This is a genomic window from Solibacillus sp. GQ1 (assembly GCF_059758555.1).
The window spans coordinates 879,845-899,468 of record NZ_JCAXEX010000001.1 but is presented as its reverse complement, the minus strand read 5'-3'; the positions used below and the strand labels follow the sequence as shown (position 1 = coordinate 899,468).

At 39.7% G+C, this 19,624-nt stretch carries 23 protein-coding genes; all 23 read right to left on the bottom strand.

The genetic code is table 11. From position 1 onward, the window contains the following. Positions 1–14: 14 nt before the first annotated feature. Positions 15–1,259: a tetratricopeptide repeat protein gene (locus AC6CH1_RS04365; RefSeq protein WP_251688856.1), complete on the bottom strand. Its 1,245-nt coding sequence runs from the start codon at positions 1,257–1,259 to the stop codon at positions 15–17. Between the two features lie 153 nt (positions 1,260–1,412). After that, a complete protein-coding gene (aroA, locus tag AC6CH1_RS04360; protein WP_498316421.1) occupies positions 1,413–2,699 on the bottom strand; it encodes a 3-phosphoshikimate 1-carboxyvinyltransferase in 1,287 nt (428 codons plus the stop codon). A gap of 35 nt (positions 2,700–2,734) precedes the next feature. Then, positions 2,735–3,832 carry a prephenate dehydrogenase gene (locus tag AC6CH1_RS04355; protein ID WP_498316420.1) on the bottom strand — a complete coding sequence of 366 codons (1,098 nt, stop codon included), beginning with the start codon at positions 3,830–3,832 and terminating at the stop codon, positions 2,735–2,737. Beyond that, positions 3,829–4,929: a histidinol-phosphate transaminase gene (gene hisC, locus AC6CH1_RS04350; protein ID WP_498316419.1), complete on the bottom strand. Its 1,101-nt coding sequence runs from the start codon at positions 4,927–4,929 to the stop codon at positions 3,829–3,831. Before hisC ends, AC6CH1_RS04355 begins: the two co-directional genes overlap by 4 nt. Before the next feature lie 25 nt (positions 4,930–4,954). Beyond that, positions 4,955–5,317 carry a chorismate mutase gene (gene aroH / locus AC6CH1_RS04345; protein WP_251688863.1) on the bottom strand — a complete coding sequence of 121 codons (363 nt, stop codon included), beginning with the start codon at positions 5,315–5,317 and terminating at the stop codon, positions 4,955–4,957. Positions 5,318–5,319: 2 nt separating this feature from the next. Next, positions 5,320–6,405 carry a 3-dehydroquinate synthase gene (gene aroB, locus AC6CH1_RS04340; RefSeq protein ID WP_498316418.1) on the bottom strand — a complete coding sequence of 362 codons (1,086 nt, stop codon included), beginning with the start codon at positions 6,403–6,405 and terminating at the stop codon, positions 5,320–5,322. Position 6,406: 1 nt separating this feature from the next. Further along, positions 6,407–7,588 (bottom strand): chorismate synthase, encoded by a 1,182-nt coding sequence (aroC, locus tag AC6CH1_RS04335; protein ID WP_079525863.1) that lies wholly within the window; start codon positions 7,586–7,588, stop codon positions 6,407–6,409. A gap of 265 nt (positions 7,589–7,853) precedes the next feature. Next, positions 7,854–8,624 carry a CheR family methyltransferase gene (locus AC6CH1_RS04330; protein WP_251688867.1) on the bottom strand — a complete coding sequence of 257 codons (771 nt, stop codon included), beginning with the start codon at positions 8,622–8,624 and terminating at the stop codon, positions 7,854–7,856. 80 nt (positions 8,625–8,704) lie between these two features. After that, complete coding sequence (locus tag AC6CH1_RS04325; RefSeq protein ID WP_251688869.1) at positions 8,705–8,944, bottom strand: hypothetical protein; 240 nt, start codon at positions 8,942–8,944, stop codon at positions 8,705–8,707. Between the two features lie 21 nt (positions 8,945–8,965). Next, on the bottom strand, positions 8,966–9,187 hold the full coding sequence (locus AC6CH1_RS04320) for a hypothetical protein (RefSeq protein ID WP_251688871.1): 222 nt from the start codon (positions 9,185–9,187) through the stop codon (positions 8,966–8,968). Between the two features lie 39 nt (positions 9,188–9,226). Then, positions 9,227–9,442: a hypothetical protein gene (locus AC6CH1_RS04315; protein ID WP_498316417.1), complete on the bottom strand. Its 216-nt coding sequence runs from the start codon at positions 9,440–9,442 to the stop codon at positions 9,227–9,229. Between the two features lie 156 nt (positions 9,443–9,598). Continuing rightward, positions 9,599–10,018 carry a nucleoside-diphosphate kinase gene (ndk, locus tag AC6CH1_RS04310; RefSeq protein WP_008404915.1) on the bottom strand — a complete coding sequence of 140 codons (420 nt, stop codon included), beginning with the start codon at positions 10,016–10,018 and terminating at the stop codon, positions 9,599–9,601. Positions 10,019–10,132: 114 nt separating this feature from the next. Next, positions 10,133–11,107: a heptaprenyl diphosphate synthase component II gene (hepT, locus tag AC6CH1_RS04305; RefSeq protein WP_065216960.1), complete on the bottom strand. Its 975-nt coding sequence runs from the start codon at positions 11,105–11,107 to the stop codon at positions 10,133–10,135. Between the two features lie 22 nt (positions 11,108–11,129). Then, complete coding sequence (locus tag AC6CH1_RS04300; RefSeq protein ID WP_251688873.1) at positions 11,130–11,831, bottom strand: demethylmenaquinone methyltransferase; 702 nt, start codon at positions 11,829–11,831, stop codon at positions 11,130–11,132. A 25-nt stretch (positions 11,832–11,856) separates the two neighbouring features. Further along, positions 11,857–12,597: a heptaprenyl diphosphate synthase component 1 gene (locus tag AC6CH1_RS04295; RefSeq protein ID WP_498316416.1), complete on the bottom strand. Its 741-nt coding sequence runs from the start codon at positions 12,595–12,597 to the stop codon at positions 11,857–11,859. Between the two features lie 70 nt (positions 12,598–12,667). Further along, a complete protein-coding gene (gene mtrB / locus AC6CH1_RS04290) occupies positions 12,668–12,883 on the bottom strand; it encodes a trp RNA-binding attenuation protein MtrB (RefSeq protein ID WP_008404919.1) in 216 nt (71 codons plus the stop codon). 55 nt (positions 12,884–12,938) lie between these two features. Continuing rightward, entirely contained in the window at positions 12,939–13,508 is a 570-nt protein-coding gene (gene folE, locus AC6CH1_RS04285; RefSeq protein WP_079525849.1) for a GTP cyclohydrolase I FolE, read from the bottom strand. Positions 13,509–13,908: 400 nt separating this feature from the next. Continuing rightward, entirely contained in the window at positions 13,909–14,181 is a 273-nt protein-coding gene (gene hbs, locus AC6CH1_RS04280; protein WP_004232618.1) for a non-specific DNA-binding protein Hbs, read from the bottom strand. A 199-nt stretch (positions 14,182–14,380) separates the two neighbouring features. Beyond that, on the bottom strand, positions 14,381–15,895 hold the full coding sequence (gene spoIVA / locus AC6CH1_RS04275; RefSeq protein WP_285848802.1) for a stage IV sporulation protein A: 1,515 nt from the start codon (positions 15,893–15,895) through the stop codon (positions 14,381–14,383). Between the two features lie 97 nt (positions 15,896–15,992). Continuing rightward, positions 15,993–16,715 (bottom strand): YphF family lipoprotein, encoded by a 723-nt coding sequence (locus tag AC6CH1_RS04270; RefSeq protein WP_427710652.1) that lies wholly within the window; start codon positions 16,713–16,715, stop codon positions 15,993–15,995. A 20-nt stretch (positions 16,716–16,735) separates the two neighbouring features. Next, entirely contained in the window at positions 16,736–17,005 is a 270-nt protein-coding gene (locus AC6CH1_RS04265; protein WP_251688880.1) for a DUF2768 domain-containing protein, read from the bottom strand. Between the two features lie 144 nt (positions 17,006–17,149). Further along, on the bottom strand, positions 17,150–18,163 hold the full coding sequence (locus AC6CH1_RS04260) for an NAD(P)H-dependent glycerol-3-phosphate dehydrogenase (RefSeq protein WP_251688881.1): 1,014 nt from the start codon (positions 18,161–18,163) through the stop codon (positions 17,150–17,152). Positions 18,164–18,276: 113 nt separating this feature from the next. After that, on the bottom strand, positions 18,277–19,587 hold the full coding sequence (gene der / locus AC6CH1_RS04255; protein ID WP_251688883.1) for a ribosome biogenesis GTPase Der: 1,311 nt from the start codon (positions 19,585–19,587) through the stop codon (positions 18,277–18,279). Between the last annotated feature and the right edge of the window lie 37 nt (positions 19,588–19,624).

The window sequence follows — 19,624 nt, the reverse complement described above, 5'->3', positions numbered from 1 at the left end:
ATGCAATCCTCCCTTTACTCAAAGCGTTCTAATAAATCAGTCCATTGCTGTTCAGAAGGCTGTAATTGGACAAGTCGCTCGGCAATTTGTTTTGCTTCATCACGCTTGCCGTCCTCAACTAAAAACAGGAAATATTTCTCTAAAAACTCAACATCATCGTTAAATTCATTATATGCCTCTTTGTAAATTTCGTATGCTTTTTCGAACAGTTCTTCTTCATTATAAGCATTGGCTACAAATGGATATAATGCGACCCATTCGAATTCATTTTGATGCAATTGTTCATATAGTGAAATAATTTCTTCATAGCGTTGTTCCGTATTGTAAACAGACATCAATACTAAAATCGCTTCCATATATTCCGGATCCAAGGCAATGGCCTCACTTAAAAATTCTATCGCTTCCTGTTGTTTGCCATTTTTTATCGCCATTTTCCCTGCAAATAAGTAGAGGGATTTATCGTATTCGTCTCGTTTAAGACCTTCTTTAATAACTTTTAATGCACGCTCATTATCCTCGAGCATTGCATAACTTTCAGCCAGCAGTAAATACGCTGAGAAATAATCAGGGTCCAACTCTTTTAAATCTTCCAACTGTTTTATAGCTAGCTCATATTTTTCCGTCTGGAAAGCTGCATAGGCCGAGCCAAACAGCAAGTCTGCTGTAACTTCTTCTTCAAGTGCTTCCATATAATAATCCAGGGCAGTTTCATAGCCTGCACCTGCACGATAAACTTCCGCAAGACGTTGGGCTAAAATTATACCAGCAAACTTTTTATCGATTGCATAAAGCTCTTCATAAATTCGAACAGCCTCTGTAAAACGTCCTGTTTCAAATAATAATTCTGCTTTGGCAAATTGCAGTAATGGCTCATGCGGTAAAATTTGCAACGCATCATTAATTCGTTGTTCCGCCACTTCAAATAATCCCTGCATTTGATAATAGTCCGCCAATACTAACAATGCCTGAGGATATTCTGGTGCATCATCGGCGATCCCCATTAATAAATCAAGGGCATTATCCTCTTCACCTAGCTCAATTAATACGCTTGCACGATCGATTGAAATTTGCGCTTCCTCAGGAAATAAAAATTGCAGATGTTCAAATACACGGTCTGCTTCATTTAAAAATCCGTAATGCATAAGTGCTTCTGCTACTTCATATTGTGCTGCGGGTTCAGCATCCATTAAAAAAGATTCAAGAAGTCGGTTAATCTCCTCTAAATTTCCTTCTTGAATCGCTTGTAGTAATAGTTCCATGTGTAGTTCACCTTTTTCTTTTGTTCTCAATATTATGCTACATGACGAAGCAATGCATCACAAGAAAAAGAATCTGGTTGTTTTATAAAATTCCTCTTGGCAAAGTGAAAAGGAGATGTAAAAAGTGAGTTCTTTTTACATCTCCGCAAATCATTATTTTAAAATATTATTGATATGATCAAAAAAAGTTGGGTAGGAAACAGCGATACAGTCAGCATCATCCAATTCCACTTCTCCGTCCACTATAAGGGCAGCGATTGCACCCATCATTCCAATACGGTGATCACCATATGTTTTTAAGCTTCCTCCATGTAAAGATGTCGGACCTTCGATAACCATACCGTCATCTGTTGCTTCAATATTTGCGCCTAGCTTCTTTAACTCATTTACAACCGCATCAATACGGTTTGTTTCTTTCACTTTAAGTTCTTCCGCATCTTTAATGACTGTTTTACCAGCTGCCTGTGTAGCTAGCAGCGCAATAATCGGAATTTCATCGATTAGGCGAGGAATAATAGCGCCCTCCACTGTCGTTCCTTTTAGATCGGACGTTTCAATCGTAATAGTAGCAGTTGGTTCTGCCGCATTCTCGTCATCGATTGCAACCGACATTTCAGCACCCATTTTTTGAAGCACTTCCAAAATGCCGTCACGCGTCTCATTGACACCCACGTTTTTCAGAACAATTTTGCTGTTTTTCGCAATGGCACCAGCAACAAGGAAAAATGCAGCCGAGGAAATATCACCTGGTACATTTACATGTGTTCCTGTCAGTGTCTGGCCGCCTTGCAATGACACGACACCATCTTCAACAGTTACCGTTGCCCCGAACTGTCGCAGCATACGCTCTGTATGGTCACGTGAAATCTCTTCCTCACGCACAACCGTTGTACCTTCCGCACGTATACCGGCAAGTAGAATAGCTGATTTCACTTGGGCACTTGCTACAGGCATTTTGTAGTCGATCGCTTTTAACGGTCCACCTTGAATCGCGAGTGGCGTATATTGTCCATTGTCACGTCCTGCTATTTGCGCACCCATTAAACGTAAAGGGTCTGCAACGCGACGCATTGGACGCTTACCAATCGATGCATCACCTGTCATGATTGTATGTAGTTTCGTGCCGGATAACAGGCCTAGCATTAAACGCGTTGTTGTACCCGAATTTCCTGTGTAAAGCACTTCTTTCGGTTCTGTCCAACCGTCGATTCCCGGACTGTTAATCGTTACATCTGTCCCGTCAACTTCGATATCTACCCCAAGCTTTTGGAAGCAGTCAATTGTACGCAGACAATCTTCTCCTAATAAGAAGCCTCTGACAGTCGTTTTTCCTTTTGCAATGGAGCCGAACATCACCGAGCGATGCGATACCGATTTGTCACCCGGTACCGTAATATCTCCTTGTAATGACGGTTGACTGTATTGCAATGTTGTACTCATATATGAACCCCCTTTTAAGAAAATCCCATTTGTCTTTATGAAATATAAGTATCAAACTTTGCCTTGTGTGCAATGCATTGTGCGGCACGTTCACGGTCTTCGTTTGTCTGGAAACTAATGACCAAAATACCGAATACATCAACACGTGTTTCAACGATACGTATATTTGTAATACTTATATTATTTTCCGCCAATAAGCCTGTTACTTCTGAAATGACCCCTGGATAATCCGGTATATCGACATAAAGATCATACGGCATATACAAGGCACCGTTGGCAACCGGCAAACTGTCCCGGACATCACGCGCTTCACTGAAATAGTTCTCGATTGCCTTCGCATCACCTTCAGCCAATAGATCACGGACACGCTGCATTTCAGTAAGCCAATTATCAAGCTGTCCGACTAATTCCTGCTTGTTTTGCATAGTAATATCACGCCATAAAGCAGGGTTTGAGGAAGCAATACGTGTAATATCACGGAAACCGCCAGCAGCTAACGAAGAGGTCATTGGATATGTCTGTTTTTCACTATTAAGCTGATGTACTAAAGATGCCGCGATAATATGAGGGAAATGGCTGACAACCGCTGTCATATGATCATGTACCTTTGCATCGACAACGACCATTTTCCCGAGCGTAAATTTCAGCAGATCGTCCAGTGCAGCAAGTTTTTCAAGTTCTTCCCCTTCATGGGGTGTCAGCATATAGTAGGCATTTTCCAGTAAATATGGCTTTGCTGCTGTAATTCCGCTTTTATGGGAACCCGCCATTGGGTGCCCGCCGATAAAGGTAATACCCAGTTGCCGCAGCTCTAATGCTTTTTCCATTATTTTTGCTTTTGTACTGCCAGTATCTGTAATAATGACATTGCGTTTTAATTCCCACGACTTCAACTGTTCCATAAAGTCGTGTGTGACATTTACCGGTGTACCAAAAATAATTACGTCCGCCTCTTTTGCAAACTCAGCAGGATTTTTAACTACTTCATGAACGACTTGTAATGTATCCGCTAATTGTCGTGTTTGTTCATGAGCATCATAGCCGAACACTTTTGTATGTGGTGCCTTCTGCAAAGCCATCGCTACAGATCCACCAATTAACCCTAGTCCGATTACGAAGACATTTCGTGTCATGCAAGTACTCCTTGCTCATTTAAGACTTCTGCCAGTAGTTGTAAAAATCTTGTATTTTGAGCTTCTGTACCGATCGTCACGCGAATATAGCCTTCCAATCCTAATGCTGCTCCGCTTCGGATAATAAATCCGCGCTTCATCATTTCTTCAAATACAACATTACTTGGAGCTTTCACTTCAAACATGACAAAGTTCGTTTGCGAAGGGAAATAATTTAAACCGTACTGCTCGCAAAATTCAACAAACTGCTTTTTGCCGATTTCATTCGCTTCACGGCAGCTGGCAATGTATTCCTGGTCCTGTAGAGCGACCTGCGCAATTTGTTGGCTTAGAATCGTATTATTGAATGGTGCACGCACCGGATCAAGCTTCGCAATAATGTCTGCTTGGGCAATTCCGTAGCCGACACGGAAAGAAGCCAGTCCATACGCTTTTGAGAATGTACGCAATAAAATTAAGTTCGGGTAGTCACGGAAATAATGCAATGTATCTTTATAAGAGACATCGTTAATGTATTCCACATATGCTTCATCCAATACAACGAAAACATCCTTAGGCACTTTAGCCAAGAAAGCACTCAATGTTTCATCCGATACGATTGTACCTGTCGGATTGTTCGGATTACATACCCAAACAACCGATGTATTTTCATCAATTGCCTCCAGCATTGCTTCTAAATCATGGACTCCATTTTTCAATGGTACTTTACGCACTTCTGCTCCTTCAATCTCGGCATTATGCCAGTATTGAGAAAATGACAAATCTGCCATGACTGTGTTCACACCTGGATATAATAATGCACGGGTAATGATTGCGATTAAATCATCCGAACCATTCCCTAAAATGAGTTCATTCTCGGCAACGCCGTAGAAATTCGCCAATGATGTTCGTAAGCTTTGAGCATAACCGTCCGGATATATTGCATGATTGGATTCATCTTTTTGTAAAAATTGTTTTACTTTTGGTGAGCTGCCAAAGGGATTTTCATTTGAAGCAAGCTTCACGACTTCATCTAATCCGAAAAGCTTCTTAACTTCTTCGATTGGTTTTCCCGGTTGGTAAGCTTTCATTCCAAATAACTGTTGTTTCCACTTCATCCTCAACGTCTCCTCTAACTCGCAATTATTTCACTAAATCTGGTCTTAATTTTACAGCATCTTCTAAATATACATGTTGAATTTCATGCTGTGGTGTATCCGTATTTACATGTAATAATACACGGATACATAATGGCAGCGCACCCGGCACATCCATCTCATGCATGCACATAATCGGCACATACTGCCATCCTGGCATTGACCGTACCGACTTTGCAGGAAAGGCGGAATGAATATCCGGTGTTGTAGAAATTGTCACAGAGGCAATATCTTCCGGTTCAATAGTATTTTGTTTCGCAACTTCTTTCACTAGTCTTGCCGTTTCTCCCCATACGTACTCGGCTTTATCTTCAGCAATCGTAATTGCACCGCGAATTCCACGAATCATTGCTACACCTCCGCTAATAATGCTCTAAGTTGACGATCAATTTCTCTGCATTGTTCAAGTTCAACTTTTTGGACAAATGGTTGTCCGATCGTTTCAAGCAGCACGAACTGCAATTGTCCGTAGTCGGCTTTTTTATCTTTAAGTAAATATTCAATCAGTTGATCGAATGTAAATTCATGAACCGCTTCAAACGGATAGCCGTTTTCCATTGCAAAATGTAAAAAGCGCTTTGTAAACTGATGATTGACTTTACCGTATTTTTCGCTTAATAGAAGTGAATAAATAAGGCCAATCATCACAGCTTCACCATGTGCTACACGTCCATAGCCTGCAGCAGCTTCAATCGCATGCCCGTATGTATGGCCTAAGTTAAGATACTTTCTGACGGACTGTTCTGTTTCATCCTGCTCAACAATCGTAGCTTTTACTTGAATGCCATGCGCCAAATAATTTGCCAACAGATCTTCCGGAAGTTCCGTTACATGATCTCCCTCGAGCAGCTCTTCCACCCATTGTGCATCGGAAATTAAAGCATGCTTAATCACTTCCGCCATCCCTGAACGCACTTCTTTTTCGGAAAGACTATGTAAAAATTCTGTATCGAAAATTACGGCTTCAGGCTGATAAAAAGCACCGATCATATTTTTTCCTAATTCGTGATTGATGGCCGTCTTTCCGCCAACAGCTGAATCATGCGCCAAAATTGTTGTCGGCACTTGGATGAACGGAATGCCCCGCATATAAGTGGCTGCAACAAAACCGGCCAAATCACCGACTGCACCACCGCCAAATGCGATAATGAGCGATTTTCTAGTACACTTTTGCTTAAGTAAATATGTTTGCACGTCGTTATAGTTTTCAAAGCTTTTACACTTTTCCCCTGCCGGCATAACATGTACTTCGAAAGTATATGGAAAGTTCGCTTCAAAATAGCTTTGCTGTGCTGTCCAAACATTTTCATCTGTCAATAAGATGATTTTATCTGCTTTTGTAAGCAAGTCATGCTGTGCTGTCAAAGCATCACGTAATATACCTTTCCCAATCGTTACAGCGTACGAGTGTGAAGGAGTTCGAACCGGAATCTCCATATTAATACTCCTTCGTGTACTGACGCATTTCATCTAACTGCGCCTTTAATTGTGGTAATTGATCACTATGGAACTGCTCTACAATTGCGTTTGCGATTTCCCAGGCAATAACATGTTCGGCAACGATTGATGCTGCAGGTACTGCACAGCTGTCAGAACGCTCCACGCTTGCTTTAAACGGCTCCTTTGTTTCAATGTCAACACTTTGCAATGGCTTATATAATGTTGGAATTGGCTTCATCACACCGCGAACGACAATCGGCATTCCTGTCGTCATACCGCCTTCCAAACCGCCTAAACGATTTGTTGCGCGCGTATAGCCCTTTTCTTCATCCCATAAAATTTCATCATGTACTTCTGAACCTTTTTTGCGTGCCATTTCAAAACCGATTCCAAACTCAACGCCTTTAAATGCATTGATGCTCAGCATTGCAGATGCCAGTTTCGCATCCAGTTTGCGGTCGTAATGTACATAAGATCCGATACCTGCCGGCAAACCTTCCACGATGACTTCTACGACACCGCCGATTGAGTCTCCAGCTTGCTTTGCTTCATCAATGGCTGTAACCATTTTTGCTGATGCTTCAGGATCGATACAGTAACATGGATCGTTTTCAATAATTGCACGGATTTCATCTGCTGTTTTACCTTCCAACAAACTGCTGTCTGCTTTAATCCCTACAATTTCCGTAACATGAGAAACAATCGAAATTCCAAGCTCGTTTAACAATGCTTTTGCAACAGAGCCAACTGCCACACGCACTGTCGTTTCACGTGCACTTGAACGCTCCAGTACGTTACGCAGATCACGGTGACCGTATTTCATCCCTCCGACTAAATCGGCATGACCTGGACGTGGACGTGAGATTTGACGTTTAATTTCAGATGGGTCGATATCTTCCGGCAACTCTGCCGCACCCATAATTTTTGTCCAATGCTTCCAGTCATCATTTGTAACGACTAATGCGACCGGTGAGCCTAATGTTTTCCCGTGACGAACTCCTGATACAATTTCCACTGTATCTGTTTCAATCTGCATGCGACGACCACGACCGTGACCACCTTGACGACGTTTTAAATCATAATTTATTTTTTCTGCTGTTACTGGAAGTAAAGAAGGCAACCCCTCGATAATTGTTGTTAATTGTGGTCCGTGTGACTCACCTGCTGTTAAATAACGCATTAAACACTTTCTCCCTTCAACTCGCTAAAGTATGTATTTTTCACTATAACATATTTCAAATTAAATAACAGTACTGTTTCCGCCATCTGATAAGCTATTTTAGAATATTCTGAACGTTCCAACTAGAAAATGACACATTTATCAGCAAAAAGAAACAAAAATACGCTTTTCGCTCTATTATCCGAAAAGCGCATTCATATATAGCTTTTTAAAGTATATCTCAACTTAAGCTTCTACGTTCTACAGAGCATCTAATATTGTACTATTATTTTTTACGGTAAAAAAATGTATCTTCTACTTCAAAATCATATTTTGCAGGATTAAATATCTGCTCAGTTGAGCCTACAAACAAAATGCCGCCTGGACGCAATGCTTTACTGAAGTTTGCATAGATCTGATCTTTCGCTTCTTCAGTGAAATAAATCATCACGTTCCGGCAAACAATCAAATCAAAATTCGATTCATAAGGATCATTCAGTAAATTATGTTTCTTAAAATTAACCGTACGCTTAATCTCATCTTTCACTTTGTAAAACGGACCTTCTTGAACGAAGTACTTTGATTGAACAGGTTTTGGCACTTCTGCAAGAGACCGTTCCGGGTAAAGACCCAACTTCGCCTTTTGGATAACATTTTCATCCAAATCCGTTGCCAGTATATTCACTTGGGACAACGGTAAGTGGTGGGACAACACCATTGCCAAACTATACGGTTCTTCTCCAGTTGAACAAGCTGCACTCCATATTTTCGGGCGTTTGTTAGATTGAAGCAGTAAAGGGAAAATTTTATTTTGTAATACTTCCCAGCGTTTTCCGTTTCGGTAAAATTCAGAAACGTTTATCGTCATGCGATCCAAAAATTCATTCATCAGTTCACGGTCTTTTATCAATGCATTATAAAAATCAACAAAGTCCCGATATCCCTTTTTTTCATATAATGATGTTAACCGACGTTTCATTTGCGCTTCTTTATAAAGGGCTAAATCAATGCCCGTTTTGCGCTTAATGCCATCAATAAATTGTACATAATCTGACATTATTCATCTTTCCCCTCATCTAACGTATGCCTATTATAGCTGAAAATTTCAGAACCCGAAACAGATTTCGTCCATAAACGTTAATCAATGTGTCTTTCCAGCAAAAGTTGTTTCGATTGTTCAAGTTCAAGCTTCATCTTTTCCGTCTCGGAATTGTAGCTCTGCAAACGAATCTGTTCAAGTTCGGCCTCTTTCTCCAACATTCTAATTTGCAGTTTCATACTCGATCGTTTATGTGCTGTCAGAATTGCCGTTAATGCAATCAAAGCCCCTGACCCGAAAATAATACATATAATAATAATATCTTCCATACGTTTCATTACGCTCCTCTAATTATTATTTTACCTGTCTGATCGATCTGTCAATTGTGTTTCAAGCAGCAATTGCTTTGTCTGTTCCAATTCAAGCTGCATCTTCGCTGTTTCTTTATCGTAAGTTTCGAGTCTTAGTTTTTCCAGCTTGATTTCTTTATCAAGGCGTTTTAGTTCAATATTTTTATTTTTCGTGTACGTATCCGTTAAAATCCCTACTACAGCGACTATTGTAATCATTACCCAGAACATGGATGTCACCCCTTATGAATAGTTAAATTAGAAGAAAAATTATTTTTGGTTATGCTCCAACAATATCTGCTTTGAATGTTCCAATTCCAGTCTCATTTTTTTTGTTTCTTTATCGTAATTTTCAAGACGTAATTGTTCCAGCTCAATTTCTTTTGTTAATTTATTTACTTCAATCCGTTTACTTTCATTGCGTGCATCGGTGATGACTGCAATCGCCCCTACTGCCATAACTGAAATAACGGCCAAAACCCACATATACATCCCCCTAATTTCAATCAGTACTTTTTATACGTATGTATTCCAAAAATAGTTTCATTATTCCGATTTATTATACCATTAATAGTCCATCTTTTTCCTGTTCCATATAAAAAAAGCTATCACTTAAAAGTGATAGCTTTTCTGTAAGTTTAATTATTCAGCGATTCCTTCTGGGAACCATAAACCGATTTCACGCTCAGCAGAAGCTAAAGAGTCAGAACCGTGGATTACGTTGTGTGATAAAGTTACAGCGTAGTCACCGCGGATTGTACCAGGAGCTGATTCTTCTGGCTTTGTAGCACCCATCATGATACGAGATAATTGGATAACGTTTTCGCCTTCCCAAACCATACCGAATACTGGGCCTGAAGTGATGAAGTCTACTAATTCACCGAAGAAAGGACGCTCAGCGTGCTCTGCATAGTGTTTTTCAGCTAAATCACGAGTTGGTACCATTAATTTTGCTCCGCGCATTACGAAACCGCGACGCTCAAAACGATCAACGATATCTCCGATTACTTGACGTTCTACGCCGTCTGGTTTAACCATTAAAAATGTTTTTTCGATTGCCATTATAAACACTCCTTAAATTTGAGTAAAAGGTTTTACACCTACCGATAAATATTACCAAAATCCTACTCATACTGCAACAAATATTAGATTTGCCCATAAATTGGCTAGATTATTTTAAGATTTTCTCTTACCCATAAACAGCGCAATATCACGCAATTTTTTCTTCATTGGGTGCTTCGGCAATGCCTCGACCTCTTTTAAAGCCTTTTTTAAATACAAATTACTAATATGGGTTGCTTCTTTTATTGCTTCCGAATTCCGAACTAGTGCCAGCATACTTTGACGCTCTTCTTCCGTTAATCCTGCTTCTGCCACTTTCGTCAAATAAGGGGCAAGCTGCGGATCATCTTTCATCAACAATATCGGCAATGTGACATTCCCGTTCATTAAGTCACTGCCAGCCGGTTTCCCGAGCTGTTTGTCTGTCGCTGTAAAATCTAATATATCATCTACTATTTGAAAGCTCATTCCTACAAAATAACCGTAACGCTTTAAATGCCTTGCTGTTTTTTCATCGGCACCACTTACGACTGCTCCAAGTTCACAACTCGATTCAATCAGTAATGCTGTTTTACGTTTAATACGTCGGAAGTAATCTTTCAAACTTTGATCTAAACGAAACTTATCCTCAATTTGAATGACTTCACCATTTACTAGCTCAACCATTGTTTTTGCTAATATTTGATGGGCTCTTGGATTTTCTATGCTTGTTACATATTGTAATGCACGTGCAAATATAAAATTACCTGTATACATCGCCACACGGTTGTTCCACTGTGCTTTCACCGTCTCCCGGCCACGGCGCATATCCGAATTGTCAATTACATCATCATGCACCAATGAACCCATATGAATTAATTCCAGGGGGACGGCAATGTTTTTCATTCGGTCAATATTATAGTCACCAAACTTGGCACTTAGTAACGTAAATACTGGTCGAATACGTTTTCCACCAGCTTGCAGTAAATGGACTGAGGCATCATTCAATAAGTGTGAAGATGAATTCAACGCTTGTTCCAATTCGTTTTCGATGACTTCTATATCTGATTTAATATCGGCATATAGCATTTTGATTTTCATCTTTTCCACGCGTCAAAACCTACTCCCACTTTTATTTCTTCTTAAAACCCATGTGCATAGCTGCTGCCCCACCGCTATATGGTTTATATGTGACATTCTCATATCCGGCTTCCCGGAACATTTGCGCTAATTTTTTCATGCCAGGAAAATCATTGGCCGACTTTTGCAGCCAAGAATATTCTTTATAGCTTTTCGCAAAAATCTTTCCGAACAGCGGCATAATATGATTAAAGTAAAAACGGAAAAGTTGGCGGTATACCGGAATTTCGGACTGAGAAGTTTCCAGACATACAACCATTCCGCCTGGTTTAACGACCCGGTTCATTTCACGCAAAACTTGTATATAATCCGGTACATTTCGTAAGCCAAAGCCAATTGTTACATAATCAAATGTATTATCCTCAAATGGTAGTTCCATTGCATTTCCGTGAATCAGTTCAATATTCGGGATATTTTCGGTTTTCTGCTTACCGACTTTCAGCATATTTTCACTGAAATCAAGCCCTTTTACTTCCCCTTCTTCACCGACTGCCTTCGATAAAGCGATTGTCCAATCAGCTGTACCGCAGCATACGTCAAGGCATTTCGAACCTTTTTTTACTGCCATACGTTTCATCGTATCTTCACGCCATCCAACATGCATTTGGAAACTAATGACCGAGTTCATTTTATCGTAGCTCTCTGAAATGCTTTCAAACACTTCATGAACATGTTGTTCTTTCGATTTCGCCATTTTTTTCAAGACCTTTCTAAATCCACTAAAAAGTGATGTATTGCTCAATGGAATGTTTTAATTCATCTGTTAAATCAATATTCGTCAAATTTCCTCTCAATTGTCGCTCCATGTCATTTAAATGATCCTGGAAGGCTTCAATAATAGAATTCATCATAGTCAAATCAGCTGCAAACGCCTTATTTAAAAAGCTTTGCTGCCCCTTTTTCAATAAATCCAGCTCTTTTTTCAATCGAATATATGTTAAAGTTTGCTGCATCAGTTCTGTATAGGATGTGAAACCGTATACATCATAATATTGGGCAATCAATTCGCTTTCTATCGTCATTAAACTCTCAATCCACTGTTCAAGTGACCGTTTTTGGTCCTCGTAAATACGGATTTGATGCTCACAGCGCTTTACGATTCCTTCCGATAACTTATGGATTAAGAAAATATTGCCCGTTTTTGCGAGTAACTGATAATACCGACCACTATAATAATCACCGGAAAGGACAAGCAGCTGCTGTTCTTTACTCGTCGCTTCCACTTCCTTCACTTTTTCGTGCTCTGTAAGTGAAGCATGTACAATCCCGACTGTGACCGCACTTATTTGGTGTTCATCAGTCATAAGAGCGCCATTTAAAAAAGGGAGCTGAATGAAAAAAAGCTGTTCTTCCTGTAAGGTCGGTTGTCCAACATTTTGAAGTAATGCTCTATGATGAACATGCTGAAGAATATTAGATTTTAGCGTCTGAACCGATTGTGTAATAGATGTTGCATTCATAGAAATTACTCCATTTCAATGTTATAAAGCATAAGTACGATTTTTATATTTATGTGAGAATTACGATATGCTACTTTTTACTTTGTACCGTACCATGTGCAGAGTGAATTTTAGCTTTTCCGCGTATTTTCATGGCCGATGTATGTTCAGTAAATTGGGCGATCATAACTTCACCAGCATCCAGCTTTTCTGAATGGTGAAATTTTGTATCTGTCCCGCGTGTTAAACCAATAACATGTACACCATCTTCTTCTGCTTCGATAATAATATACTCTGATTGTCCCATTATACAATCTCCCCACGTGTTAATTTCTTTGTCTATAATACCATAATTGTTATTATTATTTCATTTGGATGAATGTATTCACTTCATTGCGCTTTACATCATCCTGTTCATAAATACCGCGCGCAACCGCTGTAACTGTTTTAGAACCCGGTTTTTTTAATCCGCGCATCGTCATACACATATGTTCCGCTTCCACGACAACATACACTCCTTTAGGATTCAGCATTTCCATAATTGTATCCGCTACAGTTGATGTAATGCGTTCCTGAAGTTGAGGGCGGCGTGCTACTGATTCGAGGCAGCGTCCAAGTTTGCTTAATCCTGCAACTTTTCCGTCTTTAGGTATGTAGGCGATATGGGCTGTTCCGTAAAAAGGAACTAAGTGATGTTCACACATTGAATAAAATGGAATATCTTTCACTAAAACTAGTTCTTCGTGATCTTCATGGAATACCGTACTGAAATAATCACGCGGATCTTCTTGTAAGCCACTGAACATTTCTGCATACATTTTTGAAACACGTTTTGGTGTATCCAGTAATCCTTCACGCTCTACATCTTCCCCAACTGCTTCCAAAATCATCTTTACTGCTTCTTCTATCTTTTTTAAATCGACATTTGACATGAAACAAATTCCTCCTACAAACCAAAACGTTTATTATGTACAAATCTATATCTAATTAATTTTTAATTAATTTTTATTCTATATTAAATTTTTCGCTAGTTGATAATACCTTAGCAAAAAAGGTTAAATACACTCTTGAATCGTAGCACATAAAGCTCATAAGTTCAAAACAGTTATACTATTTTTAGCATAGTTAGGTAAAAACAACTGAAATGAACAAAAGCGCTAAAGCGCCCGTTCAGCTCCGACAGACATTGGAGGGCCCGACGCAAAAGTAAACGCTTCACCACTTTTGTACGAGGGACCTAATGGTGCCGGGAGCTGGCGCTTGAGCCTAGACGTAAAAAAGAGCAGCTCTCAGTTAGACTGAGAGCTGCTCTATGTACCTCGAGAAACTGAATTATTTTACAGCGTCCTTAAGTGCTTTACCTGGCTTGAAAGCAGGTACTTTAGAAGCAGCAATTTCGATTTCCTTACCCGTTTGTGGGTTACGACCTTTACGTGCTGCACGCTCACGAACTTCAAAGTTACCAAAACCGATTAATTGTACTTTGTCACCCTTTGCAAGAGCATCTTGAATTGTATCAAATACAGCTTCAACTGCTTTAGAAGCGTCTTTTTTAGAAAGACCTGCAGCTTCAGCAACAGAGTTTACTAATTCTGTTTTATTCACACCATTCACCTCCTCTCAAAGGGTCATGAATCTAAATCCTGTAAAAAGATTAACATACAGAAAACCGCGACGCAACTGAATTCCTTCATGTTTTGTATATATTTCAACATTTTTTGAAAAAAAACTAAAATTACAGGACAATTCACCTATAAAAGTGAACGGTCCTGTAATCGTTGGTACTTCCTATTCAATTAGTATGTTAGATAATAAACGTGATTAAACCTCTTTCGCCTTCGTTTATTAATCTTTCCAGCATGAGGCGCATTCTATTTTTCGCATGTGTCGGAACACTTTTCATTTTGAAACGGATACTTTCCGTCAGTACTTCATGAAGCGGTGTCCCAAACAATTGCGTTTGCCATAATGCCTGGCGGTCAAATTCATACGCATGCTGTAAGTCTTTCAGCAAGTGCTGACTGTGGAATTCAGATCCGATTAATGGTGAGAATTCCGCTTCCATATCAATTCGGATAATGTGATAAGAAGGGGCTTTCGCCTTCATACGAACACCATAGAAATTATTTTGCTCGATCAGCTCCGGCTCGCTCGGATCAAATTCATCCATCGCAGGCAGTGTGACACCATAGCCGTGTTCCTTCGCTTGTTCAATCGCATCGCGGAATCTTCGCTGTGCTGCTTTTGCCTCTGAAGCTTCCTTAATAAATAGGAGCCACTCTTTCTTTGTATCGACTGGTTTTTCAAGAAACTCGGTACACGTTTCCTTATAGTAATCATTGTGAATGTTGACACGTAATGTCGCAATCCCCTGTCCAGCATCAATATTTTCAACGGTGCAACTTTCTACAAAATCTATTTCGCGAAGCAGTTGACTTGCAGCTTCCACATCACGGATTTTCATTGCATCATCTTGTAATTGCGCCGTCGCAAATGCCAATGTTTCATTTAAATGGTGAGTATCATCTAAAACATCCAACCAATCCGGTTTTTCCACTTGAATTTCATTCACATTAAATTCAAATAATGCTTCTTGCAAAATGAGCATTACGTCATTCAACTGCATATGTTGAATGGCTGTCGGAATAACAGGAACATCATATTTTTGTGCCAGGGCATTTTGTAAGTGCAGTGTTTCAGCTGAATGCGGTGTCGTACTATTGAGCACAATGACAAAAGGCTTTCCGATCTCTGTAAGCTGCTCAATAATTTGCTGCTCCGCTTTTTCTACCGCTGCTCGCGACATGCCATTTACAGTTCCGTCTGTTGTTACAACAATTCCGATATTGGCATGGTCCCGAATAACTTTGTCGGTACCAATTTTAGCAGCCTCCTGAAACGCTATCGCTTCATTATGCCAAGGTGTTTGCACAAACTTCGGTCCTGACTCATCTTCATAGCCTTTTGCTCCATCAATTACATAACCTACACAATCTACCAATCTAACACGAAACGGTATTGCACTTTCCCCAAAGGCAACCGTAGTTCCCTGTGCTGGGACAAACTTTGGCTCAGCCGTCATAATTGTTGGTCCAGGTGAGCTTTGAGGAAGTTCATCCATTGCCCGCATACGGTCCTCGGCATTTTCGATATTAGGTAAAATCACGCCTTCCATTACCTTCTTAACAAACGTGGATTTCCCTACCCTAACAGGTCCTACAACGCCGATATAAAGATCACCATTCGTACGTTCTGCCAATTGCTGAAAAATATGCTCGCTAATTGTATTGCCTCCTTTATATACCGTAATCTTCTCCAATTAGAAGTATTCATTATCAAAACACTATATGTACTGACATTTTTAAATATGAAAAAGGTGTGCAGAAAGATTTAACTTTTTACACACCTTTTTTAGTTTAATTTTCTTTTTTGGTTGGATCATACATAATGACAGGCTCATTGTTCTCATCTACCGTATATGGCAATGAGTAAGCAGGGACAACCGGAAAGTTTTCCACCAATATTTCGCGAATGTCATCACCCGGTTCTGCTGTAATATTATTGTCTTTCATATAATTATATAAATCAATCGAATAATCGACATATAAATCCCCTTCAGCAGATACGACAATCGGGAGCTGATTGTTCGAATAAGGACTTTGTACAGTTATATCTTCCTTATAGCCAATATTCTCAAAATTAACCGTGTAGACGTGCTCCACTATTTTATCTTTGAATTGTGGATATGTTGTTCCTTTGAAACGGATATTAATCTCACGAATACGTTCCGGTGTTCGTAAATCGACGAGCTTTACAGTTGGATTTTCTTCCGGATCCCAAATGATATATTGGAAAATACCGCCCTTCTCATAGGAATTTGCCGGCGGTGAGCCGATATATTTTGGGATAAGCTTTTCAAAATCGATTAAGTATTTAATGAAGATATCTGTATCCTGGTCACGTGTTTTAATCGGAAGAACCCCTGTATCTTCGCGATATTCATTGACCGCACGCTGTACGCCGGCAAGCATATCGACATCCGGCCTTAAACTGGACTGGTCAAAATTTGTCGGTGAGCCGCAGCCGGTCAACACTAAAATGACCAACGATAAAAGAACAAACCATTTTGATGATTTCATATTATGTATTTCCCCCTATATTAGTTCGGCCATGTAAGTATGACAAGTACCATTAACAATGTGCCGATAAAAAACATGACATAAGCTACTAATTTCAATAAAAATGACAAAACCATATTATGTACCCACTTACGGACTGCTGTAATAATGAGAATTGATACTAACAGTAAACCAATCGAATAAAAAGAAATCCACATAACATCTAACGCATGCATGCTCGCTAATGGGCCACGTGCAGAATTTAAGAGTAAATTTGATAGTGGATGCATGAGCTGCAAAGTAAGTTGCACTATTAAAACCGCCTTTCTATTTATTGTTGATACCGCTAATAATTATAGCCTTTTCAGGTAAAAAAAAACAGGAGGCATACAAGTATCCCTCCTTATTTGTGACAAATTATTAAATTAATTGGAAATCCTGCAAAATATACTAGTTCAGCTCATCTCATCAATTTCACTTTTTTTCGTACGCAACATTAATGATTCGACTAATGCTCTCGGTTCCATATTATTAAACAGCACATCATATAAGGCTGATGTTATCGGCATCGAAACATCGTATTTTTTTGAGAGCTGGTATGTAGCCTTTGTCGTACGTACACCTTCGACAACCATTCCCATCTCATCCAATACTTGTTCAAGTTTCATTCCTTTACCGAGCATATTGCCTGCGCGCCAGTTTCGGGAATGGACACTCGTACATGTAACGATTAAATCACCCATACCTGTCAGTCCGGCAAACGTAAATGGATTCCCACCCATTTTTACACCGAGCCGCGTAATTTCAGCTAGACCACGTGTTATCAAGGCAGCCTTTGCGTTATCACCGAAATCCAGACCATCCGTCATCCCTGCAGCAAGCGCGATGACGTTTTTAAGTGCACCGCCAATTTCAACGCCAATTACATCATCATTCGTGTAGACACGCAAGTACTGATTCATAAATAAATCCTGCACTTTTTCCGCAGCTTCTAAATTTTCGCAAGCAGCCGTTACGGTTGTCGGATGTTTTAAAACGACTTCTTCCGCGTGTGAAGGACCTGATAAAACTACGATATCACTTACTGCATTGTCAGCAAGGCTTTCCTTCATCAGCTCTGAAATACGCATTAATGTATCCGGTTCAATTCCTTTAGAAACATGGACAAATAATGCTTTCTCAGTTAAGTAGCCCGAAATCTTACCGCAAACTTCCCGAATCCCTTTTGTCGGTACTGCCATTACAATAGTAGAACCGTGTTTTGCAGCCTCTTCTAAATTTGAAGTCGCCTTTAAGTTACTTGGCAAAATTGTATTCGGCAAATATTTTTTATTTGTATGCTGTTCATTAATTTCAGCTGCCTGATCTTCGCGATGCGACCAAATTAACGTATTATGACCATTTTCAGCTAAAACAATGGCCAGTGCCGTTCCCCAGGAACCTGCTCCTAAAACTACTACATTTTCCATTAAATAACCCCCAATTTCACTTAAAGTCAGTTGAAAATTTATCCTTCAAGTCAAACCCTATTATGAACAAAAACGCTAGTTCATTTTCATAAACTAGCGTTCTTTTTATTGATTTAGTCACGAGCACGTGTAATTAGGCGTATTGGAGTTCCTTCAAAGTCGAAAGTCTCTCGAATACGGTTTTCTAAAAAGCGCTCGTATGAGAAGTGCATCATTTCCGGTTCATTTACGAATACAACAAATGTAGGCGGTTTAATCGCTACTTGTGTTGCATAGTAAATACGTAAACGCTTGCCTTTATCTGTTGGTGCCGGATTACGTGCGATTGAATCTTCAATTACTTCATTTAAAATTGATGATTGAATACGCATTGCATGGTTTTCACTCACACGCTTGATGATCGGTAAAATATTGTGGACACGCTGTTTCGTTTTTGCTGAAACGAAAATAATCGGTGCGTAATCTAAAAACAGGAAATGCTCACGAATTTGCTCTGTAAAGAGATTCATCGTTTTCTCGTCTTTTTCAATCGCATCCCATTTGTTTACAACAATAATGACTGCTTTACCAGCTTCATGTGCATAGCCAGCGATTTTTTTATCCTGTTCCTGGATACCTTCATCAGCATTCAGAACAACTAAAACAACATCTGAACGTTCGATTGCGCGCAGTGCACGAAGTACCGAATACTTTTCTGTTGATTCATAGACTTTCCCTTTTTTACGCATTCCTGCAGTATCAATGATGACATAATCTTGTCCATCATATGAGTACGGAGAGTCAATTGCATCACGAGTCGTTCCTTGAATTTCACTTACAATAACTCGATCCTGACCTAAAAAGGCATTCACAAGAGATGATTTCCCAACATTCGGGCGTCCAATTAAAGAGAATTTAATTGTATCATCATCATATTGTTCTTCATCCGGCTGCGGGAAATGTTTGGCACATTCATCCAATAAATCCCCTAAACCTAAACCGTGTGAACCTGAAATCGGCCAAGGCTCACCGAAGCCCAATGAATAGAAGTCATAAATCATATGACGCATATCCGGGTTATCGATTTTATTAATTGCCAAGACAACCGGTTTTTTAGTTTTATATAAAATTCTTGCTACTTGTTCATCTGCAGCTGTAACACCTTCACGTCCATTAGTCATAAAAATAATAACGTCCGCCTCATCAATAGCGATTTCCGCTTGCTGACGAATTTGCTCTAAAAACGGCTCGTCTCCAATTTCAATACCACCAGTGTCGATAATATTAAATTCATGTGCTAGCCAATCAGCCGAACTATAAATACGGTCACGTGTTACACCTGGGATATCTTCCACGATCGATACACGTTCTCCAACAATTCGGTTAAAAATTGTCGATTTACCTACGTTCGGACGTCCTACGATGGCGATTACTGGTTTTGTCATCTGTACTTCATCCTTCCAAACTCTTGTCTTTCCGTAT